Genomic DNA, 16,269 nt, shown 5'->3' with positions numbered 1-16,269 from the left:
GCATTTCCTGTATAGCAAAAAATAGGAGAAAAGAATGGCGAAAAAACAGAAAAAATTAGATGATATCACTAAGAAATTTGGAGATGAGCGTGAAAAAGCGCTCAACGATGCCCTGAAGTTGATCGAAAAAGACTTTGGTAAAGGATCCATCATGCGTTTGGGTGAACGTGCAGAGCAAAAAGTACAAGTCATGAGCTCTGGTTCCTTGGCGCTTGATATTGCCTTGGGTGCTGGTGGTTATCCGAAAGGTCGGATCATCGAAATCTATGGTCCAGAATCATCTGGTAAAACAACCGTTGCCCTCCATGCAGTAGCTCAAGCACAGAAAGAAGGAGGCATTGCAGCCTTTATCGATGCGGAGCATGCCTTGGATCCATCTTATGCAGCGGCTCTTGGAGTAAATATCGACGAACTTCTCTTGTCTCAACCAGACTCAGGGGAGCAAGGACTTGAAATTGCTGGTAAATTGATCGACTCAGGTGCGGTTGATTTGGTGGTTGTCGATTCTGTTGCTGCCTTGGTACCACGTGCGGAAATCGATGGAGATATCGGGGATAGCCACGTTGGTTTGCAAGCGCGGATGATGAGCCAAGCGATGCGCAAACTCGGAGCTTCCATCAACAAGACCAAGACCATTGCCATCTTTATTAACCAATTGCGTGAAAAAGTTGGGGTTATGTTTGGGAATCCTGAAACCACACCTGGTGGTCGTGCCCTTAAATTCTATGCTTCGGTTCGTTTAGATGTCCGTGGGAATACTCAAATCAAGGGGACTGGGGACCAAAAAGATACCAACGTTGGTAAGGAAACTAAGATCAAGGTTGTAAAGAACAAGGTAGCTCCACCGTTCAAAGAAGCCATGGTTGAAATCATGTACGGGGAAGGAATTTCACGTACGGGTGAATTGGTTAAAATTGCAACAGATTTGGATATCATTCAAAAAGCGGGTGCGTGGTACTCATATAATGGCGAAAAAATTGGTCAAGGATCTGAAAATGCTAAGAAATTCTTGGCTGACCACCCAGAAATTTTTGACGAAATCGACCACAAGGTTCGGGTACATTTTGGTTTGATCGAAGAAGACGAAGCGGTGAAAAGCCTTGATAAAACTGAAGAAGTAGCTCCTGTCGTAGAAGAAGTAACTCTAGATTTAGATGACGCAATTGAAATTGAAGATTAATTTTTTTCAAAATAGGTCGCTAGACTGATGGTTTTTGTGTTATAATTTAATACGATAGTATTATCGTGTAGCGAAAGGAGTGCATGCATGATTAAAATTTATACAGTGTCAAGTTGCACCAGCTGTAAAAAAGCAAAGACTTGGCTCAACGCTCACCAGCTAACTTATAAAGAACAAAACCTCGGTAAGGAAGGAATCACCAAAGAAGAATTGTTGGATATCCTTACAAAGACTGAAAATGGAGTGGCAAGTATTGTCTCTTCAAAAAATCGATACGCTAAAAATCTAGGAGTGGACATCGAAGACTTGAGTGTCAATGAAGTCATTGACATCATCATGGAAACACCTCGTATTCTTAAAAGTCCGATCTTAGTAGATGACAAACGTCTACAAGTGGGCTACAAAGAAGATGATATTCGTGCTTTCTTGCCACGATCTGTTCGAAATGTAGAAAATGCGGAAGCACGGATGCGTGCTGCACTTTAAAGCGATTGAAATCAGAAACGGTTTGTTTCTGATTTTTTCTTGTTCAAAATAGAAATGGATAGCAGTTTACTGCGCCAATTTACGAAATCTATGATACAATATTTTAGAAAACAATAACTAGTAAGGAATGAAAAATGAAAAGAAAAATCTTCTTATTGGGTGCACTTGCCTTGTGTTTGACAGGATGTGGTCAAAAAAAGCAAGTGAAAACGCCAACCTCAAGTGAGCAAAAAGCAATCAAAGCGAAAGCAGAACAGCTACAAAAGGATAATAAGAGTATCTTACAAAAAGCTGAAGAAAATCAAGTAATTACAAGAACCTTTGTCTTTCCAAAGGATGATAAGGGCACACAACAGACGCAAATTGTCACCTATGTGGGGAATACCTTTAAAAAATTAGAGACCGTCAATGTGACGGCAACTGATGAGGAACTGAAAAAAGGGATCCAACAGGTTGGAGTCGAAGAAGCGCAAAAGCAATTGAGAGAATCTTTTACCAAGGATGATGCCTTTAAGGAAGCATTGACAGTTCCTGGCTTCACAGCTGATTTGACCTTGGAAAATGAGAATGAATACAAGGTGACCATCACCTATGACTTTGAAGCAATGGATGTGAAGAAGGCTGAAGGTATGACCTACTTCAAAAACAATCACTTGCCGGAGTTGTTGAAGCTGACACCGAGCCAATTTGCGGACAACCTCATCAATGCTGGAGCGAGTGAGCAAAAATAAAAAACAGTTTAGTTGAAAAAGCTCAAAAATGCTTGAAAAAGCCGTAAAATCAAGGACTTGACCGTTGTGGAAAACTCTTGATTATGGTATAATAGTAATATTCTAAGGAAAGAGGGTGTTCTTGTGGGATTTACAGATGAAACAGTACGTTTTAATCTTGATGATTCAAATCGTAAGGAAATTAGCGAGACCTTGAAAGATGTATACTTATCACTGGATGAAAAAGGCTACAATCCAATTAATCAAATCGTAGGATACGTACTCAGTGGTGATCCTGCCTATGTACCTCGTTATAATAATGCACGGAACCAAATTCGTAAATATGAACGAGATGAAATCGTTGAAGAATTGGTACGTTATTATTTGAAAGGGCAAGGAATAGACCTCTAATGAGAATTATGGGATTGGATGTTGGTTCAAAGACAGTTGGGGTTGCTGTGAGTGATCCTCTCGGTTTTACAGCTCAGGGTCTTGAAATCATCCAAATCGATGAAGACAAAAAAGAATTCGGTTTGGAGCGCTTAGCCGAATTAGTGGCTCAATACAAGGTGGACCGTTTTGTTGTGGGTTTGCCGAAAAACATGAACAACACCAGCGGACCGCGTGTGGAAGCCAGTCAGGCTTATGGCACGATGATTGCTGAAAAGTTTGGGTTGCCAGTCGACTATCAAGATGAACGGTTGACAACAGTTGCTGCAGAGCGGATGTTGATTGAGCAAGCAGATATTAGCCGTAGCAAACGCAAAAAAGTTATTGATAAGTTAGCGGCGCAGCTCATTTTACAAAATTATTTAGATCGTAATTTTTAGAAAGAAAACGAGGAAGAATAGTATGGCACATGATCATAACCACGACCATGAAGAACGTGAATTAATCACATTGGTGGATGAACAAGGAAATGAAACCTTGTTTGAAATTCTTTTGACCATCGATGGCAAAGAAGAATTTGGAAAGAACTATGTCCTTTTGATCCCTGCAAATGCAGAGGAAGATGAAAATGGCGAAGTTGAAATCCAAGCATATTCATTTACAGAAAACGAAGACGGAACAGAAGGTGACCTTCAACCAATCCCAGAAGACTCAGATGCAGAATGGGACATGATCGAAGAAGTCTTCAACAGCTTTATGGAGGAGTGATACAGTCTGGGAGACTGTATCAGCCCAACTCCAAGAAATTGGAAAGAAGTTGGTAAGCCCGGGGACTTGCTGTAAAAATGAGAAAGAAATAACTACAAAAGAAAGGAGCGCAAACGTCAGAAGAGGTTTTGTCGCTTTTTTCTTTTAGGAGGAAGATGTGAATAAGATTGAGCAATGGATGAATAGTCGGATCGGTCTGAATTTTCGATCGGGACTGGATCGTATGGAGCAGGCAGTGAGCCTTTTAGGGAGGCCGGATAAGGCTTATCCGATTCTTCATGTGACAGGAACCAATGGGAAGGGATCCACAATCGCCTTTCTGCGTCAATTGTTGATGGCTCACGAAAAGAAAGTTGGGACCTTTACCTCTCCTCATATGATCAGTATCCATGATCGGATTTGTATTGGGGATCAGCCGATTTCAGATGAAGATTTTACTCGGATTGGTCAAGAAGTCCAACAAATGGAGCAGACCTTGCTTCAAACCCAGGATCAACTCTCTTATTTTGAGATTATCTGTCTCATGGCCCTTTTGTATTTTAAGGAACAAGGAGTGGATGTGGTCCTGTTGGAAGTCGGTATCGGTGGACTTCTAGATACCACCAATGTAGTGACAGGAGAGATCGCAGTGATCACTTCGATTGGCCTTGATCATCAGGAAACGCTGGGAGGGACTGTTGCCGCAATTGCTCAGCAAAAGGCAGGAATCTTTAAGAAGGGCAAGAAAGCTGTAGTGGGACCCTTATCCGATGAAGCTGCAGCTGTTTGTCAAGAAAAAGCGAAGGAATTAGCTGTGGATCTCCACGCCTTCGAGAAAGATTTTGGCTTAGAGCAGGATCATTTTTGGAATGAAAGCGTGGAACTTGTCTTGCCGTCTCTGGGCTTGAAGGGTGATTACCAACGGGAAAATGCTACAGTGGCTTTGGAGGCCTTTTTCCTCTACATGGAGGGTCTAGATCAAGAAGTGGATATGGATCAGGTCAAACTGGCCTTACAAGAGACGCGGTGGCCGGGACGTCTAGAGTTGTTTGGCGACCAGTTGTATTTGGATGGCGCCCATAATCCTCACGCTATGTTGCGTTTGATCGAGTTTGCCAATAGCTTAGCAGGAAAACGCGTGAAGATTTTATTTGGAGCCCTTAAGCGAAAAGATTATAGCGGGATGCTCGAAACGCTTCAAACAGGTTTGCCAGAAGCTGAATTGATTTTGACGACCTTCCATTACGGAGAAGTGGTGGCACAAGGAGACCGACAAGACCTGCCCTATGTAGCTGACTACAAGGCCTATATCAAAGAATTTATGGATCAGAGTCGTCCAGATGAAGTCTTATTTGTCACAGGATCCTTGTATTTTATTGCGGAGGTAAGGGCATTTTTATTAGAGGGGTAAACAATTGACCTAAAGACTTTCTTGGCGTATACTGGTGGTAGATAGTGTACGGTTATAGCGAAAGGAGTCGATCTAAATGAAAAAAATCATGTTTATAATGACCTTGGCGGTAGCCCTTTTTCTGACTGCTTGTAGCCAGCAAGAAAAAGCAACACAGACTTCGAGCAAACAGACGTCTGCTTCATCACAGACTGTGACTTCAGCGAGTGAAGAACAGAAAGAAGGAGTGTCCATAGATGGCAGTTATCGAGGACAGGACGAGGAAAATATGATTCTCTTAGTTGTGGCGGGGCAAAAAGGCACGTTTACGGTGCAAGATACTGATGGAGAAGAAGAGACCAAAGAGGTCAGTATTGATCCGGTCAATCAATCCATGCGTATCGGGGATGAGCCTTATCGCTATCGGATCGAAGGGGATCAGTTATCGCTAGAAGATCTGGAGCAAGCAGAGGATGATCAAGGGATTATTGTTTTGACCAAGCAATAAGGGACGAAACAAGAGAGAGTGGGACAGAAATCGGTAATTCGTTAGAATTCGATTTCGTCGTCCCACCTCCGCACAGTTGAGTAGGGCTGTAAAAGCTGATGAAATCAGCGTAGTAGAGCCCACTCAACCACTGCGTCTTGCTCGACAATCCAAAAATAATTGAGAGGCTAAAGACATATCTTTAGTCTTTTTGTCTATCTAAAAGGAGGTTTAGCTGGTCGTTGCATCGGGTAAAAAGAATTGGTATACTAGTAGAAAGAAAAAAGGAGGATGCTGTGACCTTTCGAAAATTACGTCTGTTAATGTCCAAATATGGATTTAGTATTTTGTTTATGGGCTTTGAACTTTGGGCATCCTTTGCAGCCTTCTTTTGGCTCAATAGGTGGTTCCCTCATTGGCTATCTGTTGCAGTCATTGGGCTCTTATACGTGACGACGATCTTGGCTATTGTCAATCGCAATACCCCTCCTGAAAATAAGGTGACCTGGCTCTTGATTGCTGTCATTCCTGTCTTTGGATCGCTCTTATATCTCATGTTTGGAGAGCGACGTTTGTCCAAGAAGGAAATGATCCAGTTGGAAAATATGGAGTCTATGAAGTTTCGAGAGGACAATAGTCATCAGTTGCGTAAGGAGCTCAAGCAAGAAAGCAAGGCGGTTTATGGCTTGGTCAAGTCGATTTTATCCATGGACCACAATGCGGATCTCTACAATGGGACGGCATCGACCTTTTACCCTCTAGGGGAGGAGATGTATGCGCAACTACTAGAGGATCTGCGAGCAGCGAAAAAATTTATCTTCATCGAGTTTTACATCATTGACGAGGGCTTGATGTGGAACAGCATCCTAGAGATTTTAGAACAGAAAGTAAAAGAGGGGGTTGAAGTCAAACTCCTTTATGATGATATCGGCTGTATGGCGACCTTAGCAGGGAACTATACCAAACGGTTGCGAAAGATGGGAATTGATGCCCATAAATTTAACAAGGTGATCCCCCGCTTAACAGTGGCTTATAACAATCGTGACCACCGCAAGATTTTGGTTATTGATGGGCAGATTGGCTATACAGGTGGTGTCAATTTGGCAGACGAGTACATTAATCACATTGAGCGTTTTGGTCACTGGAAGGACAGTGCCATCCGTTTGGATGGACGAGCTGTTAAGGCCTTAACGCGACTCTTCCTCATGAACTGGTACATCAATCGTGGGGAAATCGAGGATTTTGACCGCTACCATATTGAAAACAAGGCGGTTGAGGGAGAAGGGCTTTACATTCCTTATGGGAGTGGACCAAAGCCGATTTACAAGTCGCAGGTCGGAAAGACGGTTTATCAAAATATGATCAATCAAGCAACGGATTATGTCTACATCACAACTCCTTACTTGATCATTGACTATGATTTGACAGAGGATATCCGCAATGCAGCCCTTCGAGGGGTAGATGTTCGGATCGTGACCCCGCATATTCCAGATAAAAAATTGATCCAAATCGTAACTCGTGGGGCTTACTTGGATCTGATGGATGCAGGAGTAAAGATTTATGAGTATACACCTGGTTTTGTCCATAGCAAGCAAGTCCTGGCAGATGACGAAATGGCGGTTGTAGGGTCGATTAACTTTGACTACCGCAGTTTGGTCCATCACTATGAAAATGCCATCTGGATGTATCGGACGCCTGCCTTGAAAAAGATTCGGGAGGACTTTGACCATATCTTTGAAGTGTCTCAAGAAATTACAGAGGATACCTTCCGCTTTACATGGCACCAAAGCTTAATCAAGGAAATTATGCAATTGTTCGCACCGATGTTGTAAATGTATAAAAACGAAAATCAGAGTCAGGAATCGAGATGCCTGACTCTTTTTACATATGACTATGTGATAAGAGGCTGACAGGGTCGGCAGAATTTGGTATACTAGAGAAGATAATGGGCTTTTTTCTAAAAGGAAAGAGCAAAGATCTAGAAAAAGGAAAAAGAATGAGCGAAAAAGAGCAAGAAATGACTTCGAAAAAATTAGGGATTCACGTGGGAGATAGTTTTCAGGATACACGTGAGATTCGCGAAGTGCTAGATAAATCAGTCTTTCGTGAAGAAGAGCCGACTCATAGCCAGCAGGCGGAAGCTTTGGAGGAGCCGGTTGCAATGGAGGTATCAGAGCCTATTCGTGATGCAAAGCCAGAAGCAGTAGCAGAACCTACACAAGAATCGGAACAGGAACCGGAGCAACCGCTTAGTCGGATGAGTCGTCGTTCGCGTAAGGCGGGAGTTGAAGCGACAAAAGTGGAAGCATCTAAGGTAGAAGAGAATACGGAAGAGCTAGAGGCAGATGTGGCAGTTGAGTCGATCCGTCGTCAATCCAAGCGTCCAGTGCCCCTAGCGATTCCTTTTGTGTTGAGTCTCTTGATTAGTTTATTGCATGTCGGGGTGCCGTTTTTAACCCGTTTTGCAACCAATCAACAATCTCAAAACTTGTATGCTGGCTGGGCTATGACCAAAGGCCAAGTACCGTTTGGTGATTTTTACGGAACCAATGGTCTGCTCTATTATGCGATTAACTGGTTGGGAAGCTTGGCTGGTGGCCATTGGCTCTTGATGATTCTCCAAGCGATTGCCCTCTTCTTTTCGGGTACCTATCTCTATCGGGTTGTGCGTTTACTGGTGTCTGATAAAGACACAGCGAATAATGTCCAGTTACTCTTTTATTTCTTGGTGCTAGGCCTTGGTTTTGGCGGGACTTATGTAACTTTCTTTAGTTTTCCAATCCTATTTGCTAGCATGAATTTTATTTTGGCTTATCTGATTGGGCATCGTAAGGACGAAGGTTTTATCCTTTACGGTGCGATTGCAGCTGTGGCTTTCCTGATTGATCCAATGACCAGTGCCTTGTTCTACTTCTTGGCCTTCCTTGGATTAACAGCCTTTAATATCAAGCAGAAAAGATGGGCGCGTGGCTTTTATCAATTGCTGGCTACTCTTCTTGGTTTTTCACTCGTCTTTTATCCAATTGGGTATGTGACCGTTTGGAATCAAACTTTTGGCTATGCCATTAACCAAGTAACCTATGTCTTTAATGCCTTGAATTTTAGTAATGGACAGGCCTTCAGTAATGCCATTTATTATGGCTTGTTGGCGCTCGCCTTCGGTCTAGTTTCTGCCTTTTTGATGTCCTTTACCAAGCAAAGTAGCAGTGCTCGCCGGATCTTCCGCTTTATGGGATGGGTAGGTAGTCTGGTTGTCCTCGTTGTGTCTATTGGTCTTCCTGAACAGGGCGCTTACCAATTGTTACCGATGTTGCCATTTGTTCTTCCCTTGTTTGCAGTCTGGTTCTCACGTGATGGGGAAGCGAGCGAGGGTACTGAACGTCGTGGTCGGAAGAAGAAAAACAAGGAAGTCTGGGCTGCTTACTTTACGAGCCAAGTTTTCTTACCACTAGTAGCCCTTGTCTATCTGTTGGCGAATCCAGTGGTTCAAGATGTCGTGCTTCAGTCTGGCCAATCAAGTGAACGGAGCGCTATTGCCAGCTATATTAACCATCACACCAAGTCGAAGGATACCATCTATGCTTGGGATGCGACGGCTACTCTCTATCAAGAAAGCGATCGTTTGGCGGCATCTGCTTTATTGACCCCAACTTCTTATCTGGGGATAAATGAAAATCGGACCAATGTGATTCAACAAATCGATCGGTCTGAACCCAAGTATATTGTAGTCAACAATCAGGTAGAGTTGACCTCTGATATGAAGAACTTGCTGAAAGAAAATTACCGTCTAGTTGAGAAGAAATACCGTCATTTCAAACTCTATCAACGGTCTTAATGAAATCAATATCTTGTGTTTTGGAAAGTTTTTTAGAATTTTCACCACAAGATATTGATTTTTATTTTTGGAGTGGTATAATACAACTTGTATGTAAATGAATGAAGAAAGGCATGTTTGGTATGATCACCTTGAGAGAAGAAAAACTGAGAATGGCCCCGGATATTTTTGTTGAAAAACGAGATGGCCGTCGTGTTCAATTCGATGTTGAAAAAATTTATAAAGCCTTGTTGAAGGCGACAGAAGAAGTGGCTTCTCTCACTCCCGTGCTGGAAGCCAAACTAGAAGCCATTGTCGATCGTGTGATCGCAGAGATCTTGGAGCGATTCCCAAATGGCGTGAAGATCTATGAGATCCAAAATGTCGTTGAACATGAATTGCTTCAAGCTAACGAATATGCGATTGCTGAGAGCTACATTACTTATCGGACGCAGCGGGATTTTGAGCGCTCAAAAGCGACGGACATCAACTTTACCATCGGCAAACTCCTTAACAAGGACCAAGCTGTCGTCAATGAAAATGCCAATAAAGACAGCGACGTTTTTAATACCCAGCGGGATTTGACGGCGGGGATCGTTGGTAAGTCTATTGGTCTTAAAATGTTGCCCAAACACGTAGCCAATGCCCACCAAAAAGGGGACATCCACTACCATGATTTGGACTATAGTCCTTATACACCGATGACCAACTGCTGTTTGATCGATTTTGAAGGCATGCTCAGAAATGGCTTTAAGATTGGGAATGCAGAAGTCGAAAGTCCTAAGTCTATCCAAACTGCAACGGCACAAATCTCGCAGATTATTGCCAATGTAGCTTCTAGTCAGTACGGGGGGTGCTCAGCTGACCGGATCGATGAAGTCTTGGCCCCTTATGCAGAAAAGAACTACCAAAAACACTTGGCAGATGCCAAAGAGTGGGTACTTCCTGAAAAGCAAGAGGACTATGCTTGGAGCAAGACTCAAAAAGATATCTATGATGCCATGCAATCGCTGGAATATGAGATCAATACGCTCTTTACCTCGAACGGACAAACTCCCTTTACTTCGCTTGGCTTTGGTCTTGGAACCAATCGCTTCGAACGGGAAATCCAAAAGGCGATTTTGGAAATTAGAATCAAGGGACTTGGATCGGAACATCGGACAGCCATCTTTCCAAAGCTGATCTTTACCCTCAAGCGGGGGCTCAACCTAGAACCTGGAACTCCTAACTATGATATCAAGCAATTGGCCTTGGAATGTGCCACTAAGCGCATGTACCCAGACGTTTTGTCTTATGACAAGATTGTAGAATTAACAGGCTCCTTCAAGGTGCCGATGGGATGTCGCTCTTTCCTTCAAGGTTGGAAGGACGAGAATGGTGTGGAAGTCAATTCTGGCCGGATGAATCTTGGAGTCGTGACAGTCAATCTACCCCGGATTGCTTTGGAGTCGGACGGCGACAAGGAAAAATTCTGGCAAATTTTTAATGAACGGATGAACATCGCTGAAGATGCCTTGGTTTACCGGGTGGAACGCACCAAAGAAGCAACACCAGCCAATGCACCGATTCTCTACCAATATGGGGCTTTCGGGAAACGCTTGGGTAAATATGACCAGGTAGATCAGCTCTTCCGTCATCGCAGAGCAACTGTTTCTCTTGGCTATATCGGACTCTATGAAGTCGCAACCGTCTTTTATGGTCCAAATTGGGAACACAATCCAGAAGCAAAACAATTCACGATTGATATCATCAAGGATATGAAAGCGCGCGTGGAAGAATGGTCTGACCAGTATGATTACCACTTCTCTATCTATTCGACACCGTCAGAAAGCTTGACAGACCGCTTCTGTCGTCTGGATACGGAGAAATTTGGTAAGGTTCCGGATATCACAGACAAGGAATACTACACCAATAGTTTCCACTACGATGTTCGTAAGAACCCAACGCCATTTGAGAAGTTGGATTTTGAAAAAGTTTATCCTGAAGCTGGAGCTTCTGGTGGCTTTATCCACTATTGTGAATACCCTGTGCTCCAACAAAATCCAAAAGCCCTTGAGGCGGTTTGGGATTATGCCTATGACCGGGTCGGTTATCTCGGAACCAATACGCCGATTGACCGTTGTTACAAGTGTGATTTTGAAGGAGATTTCACGCCGACTGAGCGCGGATTTGCTTGTCCAAACTGTGGCAACAGCGATCCGAAAACGGTTGATGTGGTCAAACGGACCTGTGGTTATCTAGGAAACCCTCAAGCTCGTCCGATGGTCAATGGCCGTCATAAGGAAATCGCTGCACGGGTCAAACACATGAATGGATCCACTATCAAATCAGCTGGCCACCAAGTGACAGGTTAGAAAAGGACATTATGGGAAAATATCAATTAGATGATAAAGGTAAGGCTCAGGTTCAACGATTCCACGAGAAGCATTCAAAGGGTGGAATCAATAAAAAAGACCGAGTAGCCAGCCTGAGAGAGCAATTTTTAAATAAAAATAAGAAAAAGTGAGAGTCCGCTCTCGCTTTTCTCTTATGGGGAGGTAAGGATGGAATTACGCAGACCGACATTGGCAGATAAAGAAACAATTTTAGAGATGATGGCAGAGTTTGAACAGACTCAATCAGCCCACGATGGCGGCTTTTGGGATGCTGAAAACTTTGATTATGAGGAGTGGCTAGAAACTAACCTTAATAAAGAAATGGGAATAGGATTGCCTGAAAATCGCGTCCCATCAATTCAGTTCGTATTGTTTGATGACTCAGGTCATGCTTTAGGTTTTTTGAATCTACGGCTGAGACTAAATGAGGGATTGCTGAATTATGCTGGTCATATCGGTTATTCCATCCGCCCTTCTGAAAGGGGAAAAGGTTATGCCAAGGAAGCTCTCCATCAAGGTCTGCAAGTAGCTAAAGAAAAGAACATCCATCGTGCTCTGGTGACTTGTAGCACGGAAAATCCTGCCAGCCGAGCGGTTATCTTAGCTAATGGCGGCCAATTTGAAGATGTTCGAAATGGAACGGAGCGTTATTGGATAGAAGTGGAGTAGAAGGATGACATGGAATACACCAAAACCAGGCGAATGGAAGAGTGAGGAGCTGAGTCAAGGACGCATCATCGATTACAAGGCTTTTAACTTTGTCGATGGAGAAGGGGTGCGCAACTCCCTTTATGTGGCGGGTTGTATGTTTCACTGTGAGGGCTGTTACAATGTAGCAACCTGGTCTTTCAATGCAGGCATTCCCTATACCAAAGAGTTAGAAGAGCAGATCATGGCAGATCTGGCCCAACCTTATGTTCAAGGTTTGACCCTACTCGGTGGAGAGCCATTCCTGAATACTGGAATTCTTTTGCCTCTCGTTAAACGCATTCGGAAAGAATTGCCGGAAAAAGACATCTGGTCATGGACAGGCTACACCTGGGAAGAAATGATGCTAGAGACACCAGACAAACTAGAGCTTCTCTCACTGATTGATATTCTGGTCGATGGCCGCTATGATAAGAGTAAACGCAACCTCATGTTGCAGTTCCGAGGGTCTTCTAACCAGCGGATTATTGATGTTCAAAAATCATTAAAAGAAGGAAAGGTTGTCATCTGGGACAAGCTCAATGATGGCAAAGAAAGTTTTGAACAGGTCAAACGGGATGATTTGCTATAGAGCATTTGTAAAGAAGTAGGGCAGAACGAATTTTATTTAAAAATCGTTCTGCTTTCGTATTTCTAGTCTTAGTTTAAAAAGACTTCCAAATTTTTTCAATAGTCTCAGATTCGTAATGGGCAAACGCCCCTGGAGAGTGTTGGAGGTAGAAGATGCGAGATGAGCTCTGGGATAGAAATACGAAAAAAATGAAAGAAATTTATTTCGTAAGTCACTCCCTCAAAGCGGGACTTTGAACAATATATCAGCGCGCTATATAGTGATGACGATCATTCATTGGAGGTTGGGCATTTTGGTCCAGCCTTTTTTTAGTTTCTATGCATAAATATGCAAGGCATACGATCGTTTACAGAGGCTCGTTGCATTTTAATTGTACTTAATGGACAAAAAAGTGATAAATAATGCGTCATTTAGTAGAAATGTGTTATAATAAATATGACAAACTACTAATTGGAGGTTTTTATGTCGCAAAGGAGACGAAGCCGTCGCTCAATTCAAAAATGGGGGCAAATGCGAATCATTAATTCCGTCTTGCTTATTTTTTTGTTTCTAACAGCTATTTGGGCGATCTATACCATGCTAGCCAATAATATCTTGGCTTTTCGCTATGTCAATGTTCTCGTGATTGCACTACTAGCTGTCTTCTTGCTCTTATCTACTTGGTTTGTTGTTAGAAACCAGGCTAAAAAGACGACCGTAGTCTTGCTTTTGGGCGGTTTGCTGATTAGCTCAGGAGTTCTGTTTGCCAGTCAACAACTCTTGAATCTGACTAGCAATGTCAATGGGCACTCCAACTATACAGAGTTTGAGATGGCAGTTTATGTCAAGAAAGACAGTGACATTAAAGATATCAAAGAAATCAAGGAAGTGGTGACGCCAAAGGGCAACAATAATGAAGCCAACCTTACGGCTCTTTTGGACAATATCAAAAAGACCAAGGGACAGGAAATCTCCGTAGTAGACGCACCGACTTATCTGGATGCCTATAAGAGCTTGCAAGACGGTAGTGCCACTGCTATAGTGTTGAATAGTACCTTTGAGGATACGATTGCTACAGAAGATGCCGATTATGCGAAGAAATTAAAGAAAATCTACTCCTACAAAATCCGGAAAGAAGTGGCAGCGACGAGCAAGGTGTCTGCCAATGCGGATGTCTTTAACATTTATGTTAGCGGGATCGATACCTATGGTCCGGTAACATCGGTTTCTCGATCAGATGTCAATATCATCATGACGGTCAATCGTAAGACCAAGCAAGTCCTATTGACAACGACACCACGGGATGCCTATGTACCGATTGCGGATGGAGGTAACAACCAAAATGATAAGTTGACCCATGCGGGGATCTACGGAGTGGATGCTTCTATTCATACCCTTGAGAATCTCTATGATATCAAGCTTAACTACTACGTTCGTCTCAATTTCACTTCCTTCCTCAAGTTAATTGACCTTCTAGGGGGAATCGATGTGGAAAATGACCAAGAATTCACGAGCCTTCATGGCAAGTTCCATTTCCCAGTTGGAAAGGTCCATTTGAATTCAGAGCAAGCACTCGGTTTTGTTCGAGAACGCTACTCTCTTCAAGGTGGCGACAATGACCGTGGGAAAAACCAAGAAAAAGTTATTGCGGCGATTATCAAAAAGTTGACCTCTACAAAGGTCTTGAGTAACTACAATGAGATTATCGGAAACCTCCAAGATTCCGTTCAAACCAACATGCAGTTACCAACTATGATGAACCTGATCAATACCCAATTGGAAACGGGTGGCTCTTATGAAGTGACTTCCCAAGCAATCACCGGACAAGGGCGTACCGATTTGCCATCTTATGCTATGCCTGGATCCAACCTCTATGTCATGGAGTTGGATCAAGGAAGCTTGACAAAAGCTAAGGAAACCATTCAAAAGGTAATGGAAGGAAATGAAAAATGATTGATATCCATTCGCACATCGTCTTTGATGTGGATGATGGACCAAAGACAAGAGAAGATACGCGTGCCTTATTGGAAGAAAGCTATCGCCAAGGTGTACGGACTATTATCTCTACTTCTCATCGTCGCAAGGGGATGTTTGAAACCCCTGAAGAAAAAATTGCAGAAAATTTTCAAGAAGTGAAGAAAATTGCGGCGCAAGTCGCACCAGATTTGAAGATCTATTACGGGGCAGAAATCTACTTTACCAATGATGTCTTGAAAAAACTGGAAGAAAAGACCATTCCCAGTCTGGCAGAGACGCGTTTTGCTCTGATCGAATTCAGCATGGGAACGCCTTATAAGGAGATTCATACTGCTTTGGATCGCTTGCTTCATCTAGGCATCACACCAGTAGTGGCCCACATCGAGCGCTACAAGTGCTTGGAGAAAAATGAGGAGCGCGTGCAAGAGATGATTGATATGGGGTGTTACATGCAGATCAATAGCTCGAGTGTTCTCAAGCCTCGTCTCTTTGGGGATGAGCAAAAACAACTGAAAAAACGAGCTCGGTATTTCTTAGAAAAAGACTTGGTACACTTTGTGGCCAGTGACATGCACAATGTGGATAAACGGCCACCCTATATGGCAGAAGCTTATCACTTGATCAAGGAAGAATACGGAGAACAACGCGCACAAGCTCTCTTTGTCGGCAATCAAGAACTCTTGTTAGCAGATGAATTAATCTAACCATAAAACACGTGGAGAAAAATCCACATGAAGGAGTAAATTAGAACATGAATAATCAAGAAAATCAAGCAGTGGAAATCGATGTTTTCGCTACGCTGAAGGTTCTGTGGAAACGCAAATTTTCAATCATTTTGGTCGCGCTTGTCTTTGCCATTGCAGCATTTGGCTATAGTGCCTTTTTAGCCAAGAAAGAATACCAAAGTACTAGCCGTATCTATGTGGTCAGCCGTCAAAATCAGGACAACAATGCCTTGACAAACTCAGATTTACAAGCGGGTGCCTACTTGGTTAAAGACTATCGTGAAATTATCCTTTCTCAAAATGTCTTGAGTCAGGCTATCGAGGAACTTAAACTCAATATGACGCCAGCTGAGTTATCAAAAAAGATCAATGTTTCTGTTCCAACAGATACCCGGATCCTCTCGATCACAGCTAAAGATGGAGATCCGAAAGAAGCTGCCCGGATTGCGAATGGCCTTCGAAATGTAGCGGCTGAGAAGATTACTTCCGTGACCAAGGTGTCCGATGTCACAACTTTGGATGAGGCGGAAGTGCCCCAATCACCGTCTTCACCAAACATCAAGCGCAATGTCCTTCTCGGATTTGTTGCTGGAGCTGGCCTGATGGTGGTCCTCTTGGTAGTGGTAGAAGTCTTAGATGATCGTGTCAAGAAACCAGAAGATGTAGAGGAACTCATGGGCTTGCCCCTACTTGGTGTTGTGCCAGATATTAAGAAATTGTAGACCGAGGA

At 43.2% G+C, this 16,269-nt stretch carries 17 protein-coding genes; all 17 read left to right on the top strand.

Features of this window, described 5'->3' with window-relative positions; genetic code table 11:
• Window positions 1–34 precede the first annotated feature (34 nt).
• The 17 genes from recA (at window position 35) to HMPREF0833_RS06790 (ending at window position 16,261) form a co-directional block, all read left to right on the top strand.
• Complete coding sequence (gene recA / locus HMPREF0833_RS06865) at window positions 35–1,180, top strand: recombinase RecA (protein ID WP_013904316.1); 1,146 nt, start codon at window positions 35–37, stop codon at window positions 1,178–1,180.
• A gap of 87 nt (window positions 1,181–1,267) precedes the next feature.
• A complete protein-coding gene (gene spx / locus HMPREF0833_RS06860) occupies window positions 1,268–1,666 on the top strand; it encodes a transcriptional regulator Spx (RefSeq protein WP_003009108.1) in 399 nt (132 codons plus the stop codon).
• Between the two features lie 134 nt (window positions 1,667–1,800).
• Window positions 1,801–2,397 (top strand): SP0191 family lipoprotein, encoded by a 597-nt coding sequence (locus HMPREF0833_RS06855; RefSeq protein ID WP_013904315.1) that lies wholly within the window; start codon window positions 1,801–1,803, stop codon window positions 2,395–2,397.
• 123 nt (window positions 2,398–2,520) lie between these two features.
• Window positions 2,521–2,787 (top strand): IreB family regulatory phosphoprotein, encoded by a 267-nt coding sequence (locus HMPREF0833_RS06850; protein WP_003002070.1) that lies wholly within the window; start codon window positions 2,521–2,523, stop codon window positions 2,785–2,787.
• Window positions 2,787–3,206: a Holliday junction resolvase RuvX gene (gene ruvX / locus HMPREF0833_RS06845; protein ID WP_003014525.1), complete on the top strand. Its 420-nt coding sequence runs from the start codon at window positions 2,787–2,789 to the stop codon at window positions 3,204–3,206. Before HMPREF0833_RS06850 ends, ruvX begins: the two co-directional genes overlap by 1 nt.
• Window positions 3,207–3,228: 22 nt before the next feature.
• On the top strand, window positions 3,229–3,534 hold the full coding sequence (locus HMPREF0833_RS06840) for a DUF1292 domain-containing protein (protein WP_003001941.1): 306 nt from the start codon (window positions 3,229–3,231) through the stop codon (window positions 3,532–3,534).
• 157 nt (window positions 3,535–3,691) lie between these two features.
• Window positions 3,692–4,924 (top strand): bifunctional folylpolyglutamate synthase/dihydrofolate synthase, encoded by a 1,233-nt coding sequence (locus HMPREF0833_RS06835; RefSeq protein ID WP_013904314.1) that lies wholly within the window; start codon window positions 3,692–3,694, stop codon window positions 4,922–4,924.
• Window positions 4,925–5,000: 76 nt separating this feature from the next.
• A complete protein-coding gene (locus tag HMPREF0833_RS06830) occupies window positions 5,001–5,411 on the top strand; it encodes an SP_0198 family lipoprotein (RefSeq protein WP_013904313.1) in 411 nt (136 codons plus the stop codon).
• 275 nt (window positions 5,412–5,686) lie between these two features.
• The gene (gene cls, locus HMPREF0833_RS06825) at window positions 5,687–7,222 is read left to right on the top strand and encodes a cardiolipin synthase (protein WP_003014523.1); all 1,536 of its coding nucleotides are present in this window, start codon (window positions 5,687–5,689) and stop codon (window positions 7,220–7,222) included.
• 164 nt (window positions 7,223–7,386) lie between these two features.
• Entirely contained in the window at window positions 7,387–9,225 is a 1,839-nt protein-coding gene (locus HMPREF0833_RS06820) for a glycosyltransferase family protein (RefSeq protein WP_041818509.1), read from the top strand.
• A 122-nt stretch (window positions 9,226–9,347) separates the two neighbouring features.
• The gene (gene nrdD / locus HMPREF0833_RS06815; RefSeq protein ID WP_041818508.1) at window positions 9,348–11,558 is read left to right on the top strand and encodes an anaerobic ribonucleoside-triphosphate reductase; all 2,211 of its coding nucleotides are present in this window, start codon (window positions 9,348–9,350) and stop codon (window positions 11,556–11,558) included.
• Between the two features lie 11 nt (window positions 11,559–11,569).
• Window positions 11,570–11,710, top strand: coding sequence for a hypothetical protein (locus HMPREF0833_RS10815; protein ID WP_003002079.1), 141 nt, complete (start codon window positions 11,570–11,572; stop codon window positions 11,708–11,710).
• Window positions 11,711–11,747: 37 nt separating this feature from the next.
• Entirely contained in the window at window positions 11,748–12,248 is a 501-nt protein-coding gene (locus HMPREF0833_RS06810) for a GNAT family N-acetyltransferase (RefSeq protein ID WP_013904309.1), read from the top strand.
• A 4-nt stretch (window positions 12,249–12,252) separates the two neighbouring features.
• Entirely contained in the window at window positions 12,253–12,858 is a 606-nt protein-coding gene (gene nrdG, locus HMPREF0833_RS06805) for an anaerobic ribonucleoside-triphosphate reductase activating protein (protein WP_003014547.1), read from the top strand.
• Window positions 12,859–13,320: 462 nt separating this feature from the next.
• Window positions 13,321–14,790, top strand: coding sequence for an LCP family glycopolymer transferase CpsA (gene cpsA, locus HMPREF0833_RS06800; protein WP_013904308.1), 1,470 nt, complete (start codon window positions 13,321–13,323; stop codon window positions 14,788–14,790).
• Entirely contained in the window at window positions 14,787–15,518 is a 732-nt protein-coding gene (cps4B, locus tag HMPREF0833_RS06795; protein WP_003014511.1) for a capsular polysaccharide biosynthesis protein Cps4B, read from the top strand. The genes cpsA and cps4B overlap by 4 nt, the downstream gene beginning before the upstream one ends.
• Window positions 15,519–15,565: 47 nt before the next feature.
• Window positions 15,566–16,261, top strand: a complete 696-nt coding sequence (locus tag HMPREF0833_RS06790) for a Wzz/FepE/Etk N-terminal domain-containing protein (protein ID WP_013904307.1) — start codon at window positions 15,566–15,568, stop codon at window positions 16,259–16,261.
• Window positions 16,262–16,269: the final 8 nt, after the last annotated feature.

The organism is Streptococcus parasanguinis ATCC 15912, assembly GCF_000164675.2.
In the GTDB taxonomy this organism is placed as follows: Bacteria; Bacillota; Bacilli; order Lactobacillales; family Streptococcaceae; genus Streptococcus; species Streptococcus parasanguinis.
Note: the sequence above shows the minus strand (reverse complement) of the source record. Positions and strands in the feature narration are given on the sequence as shown.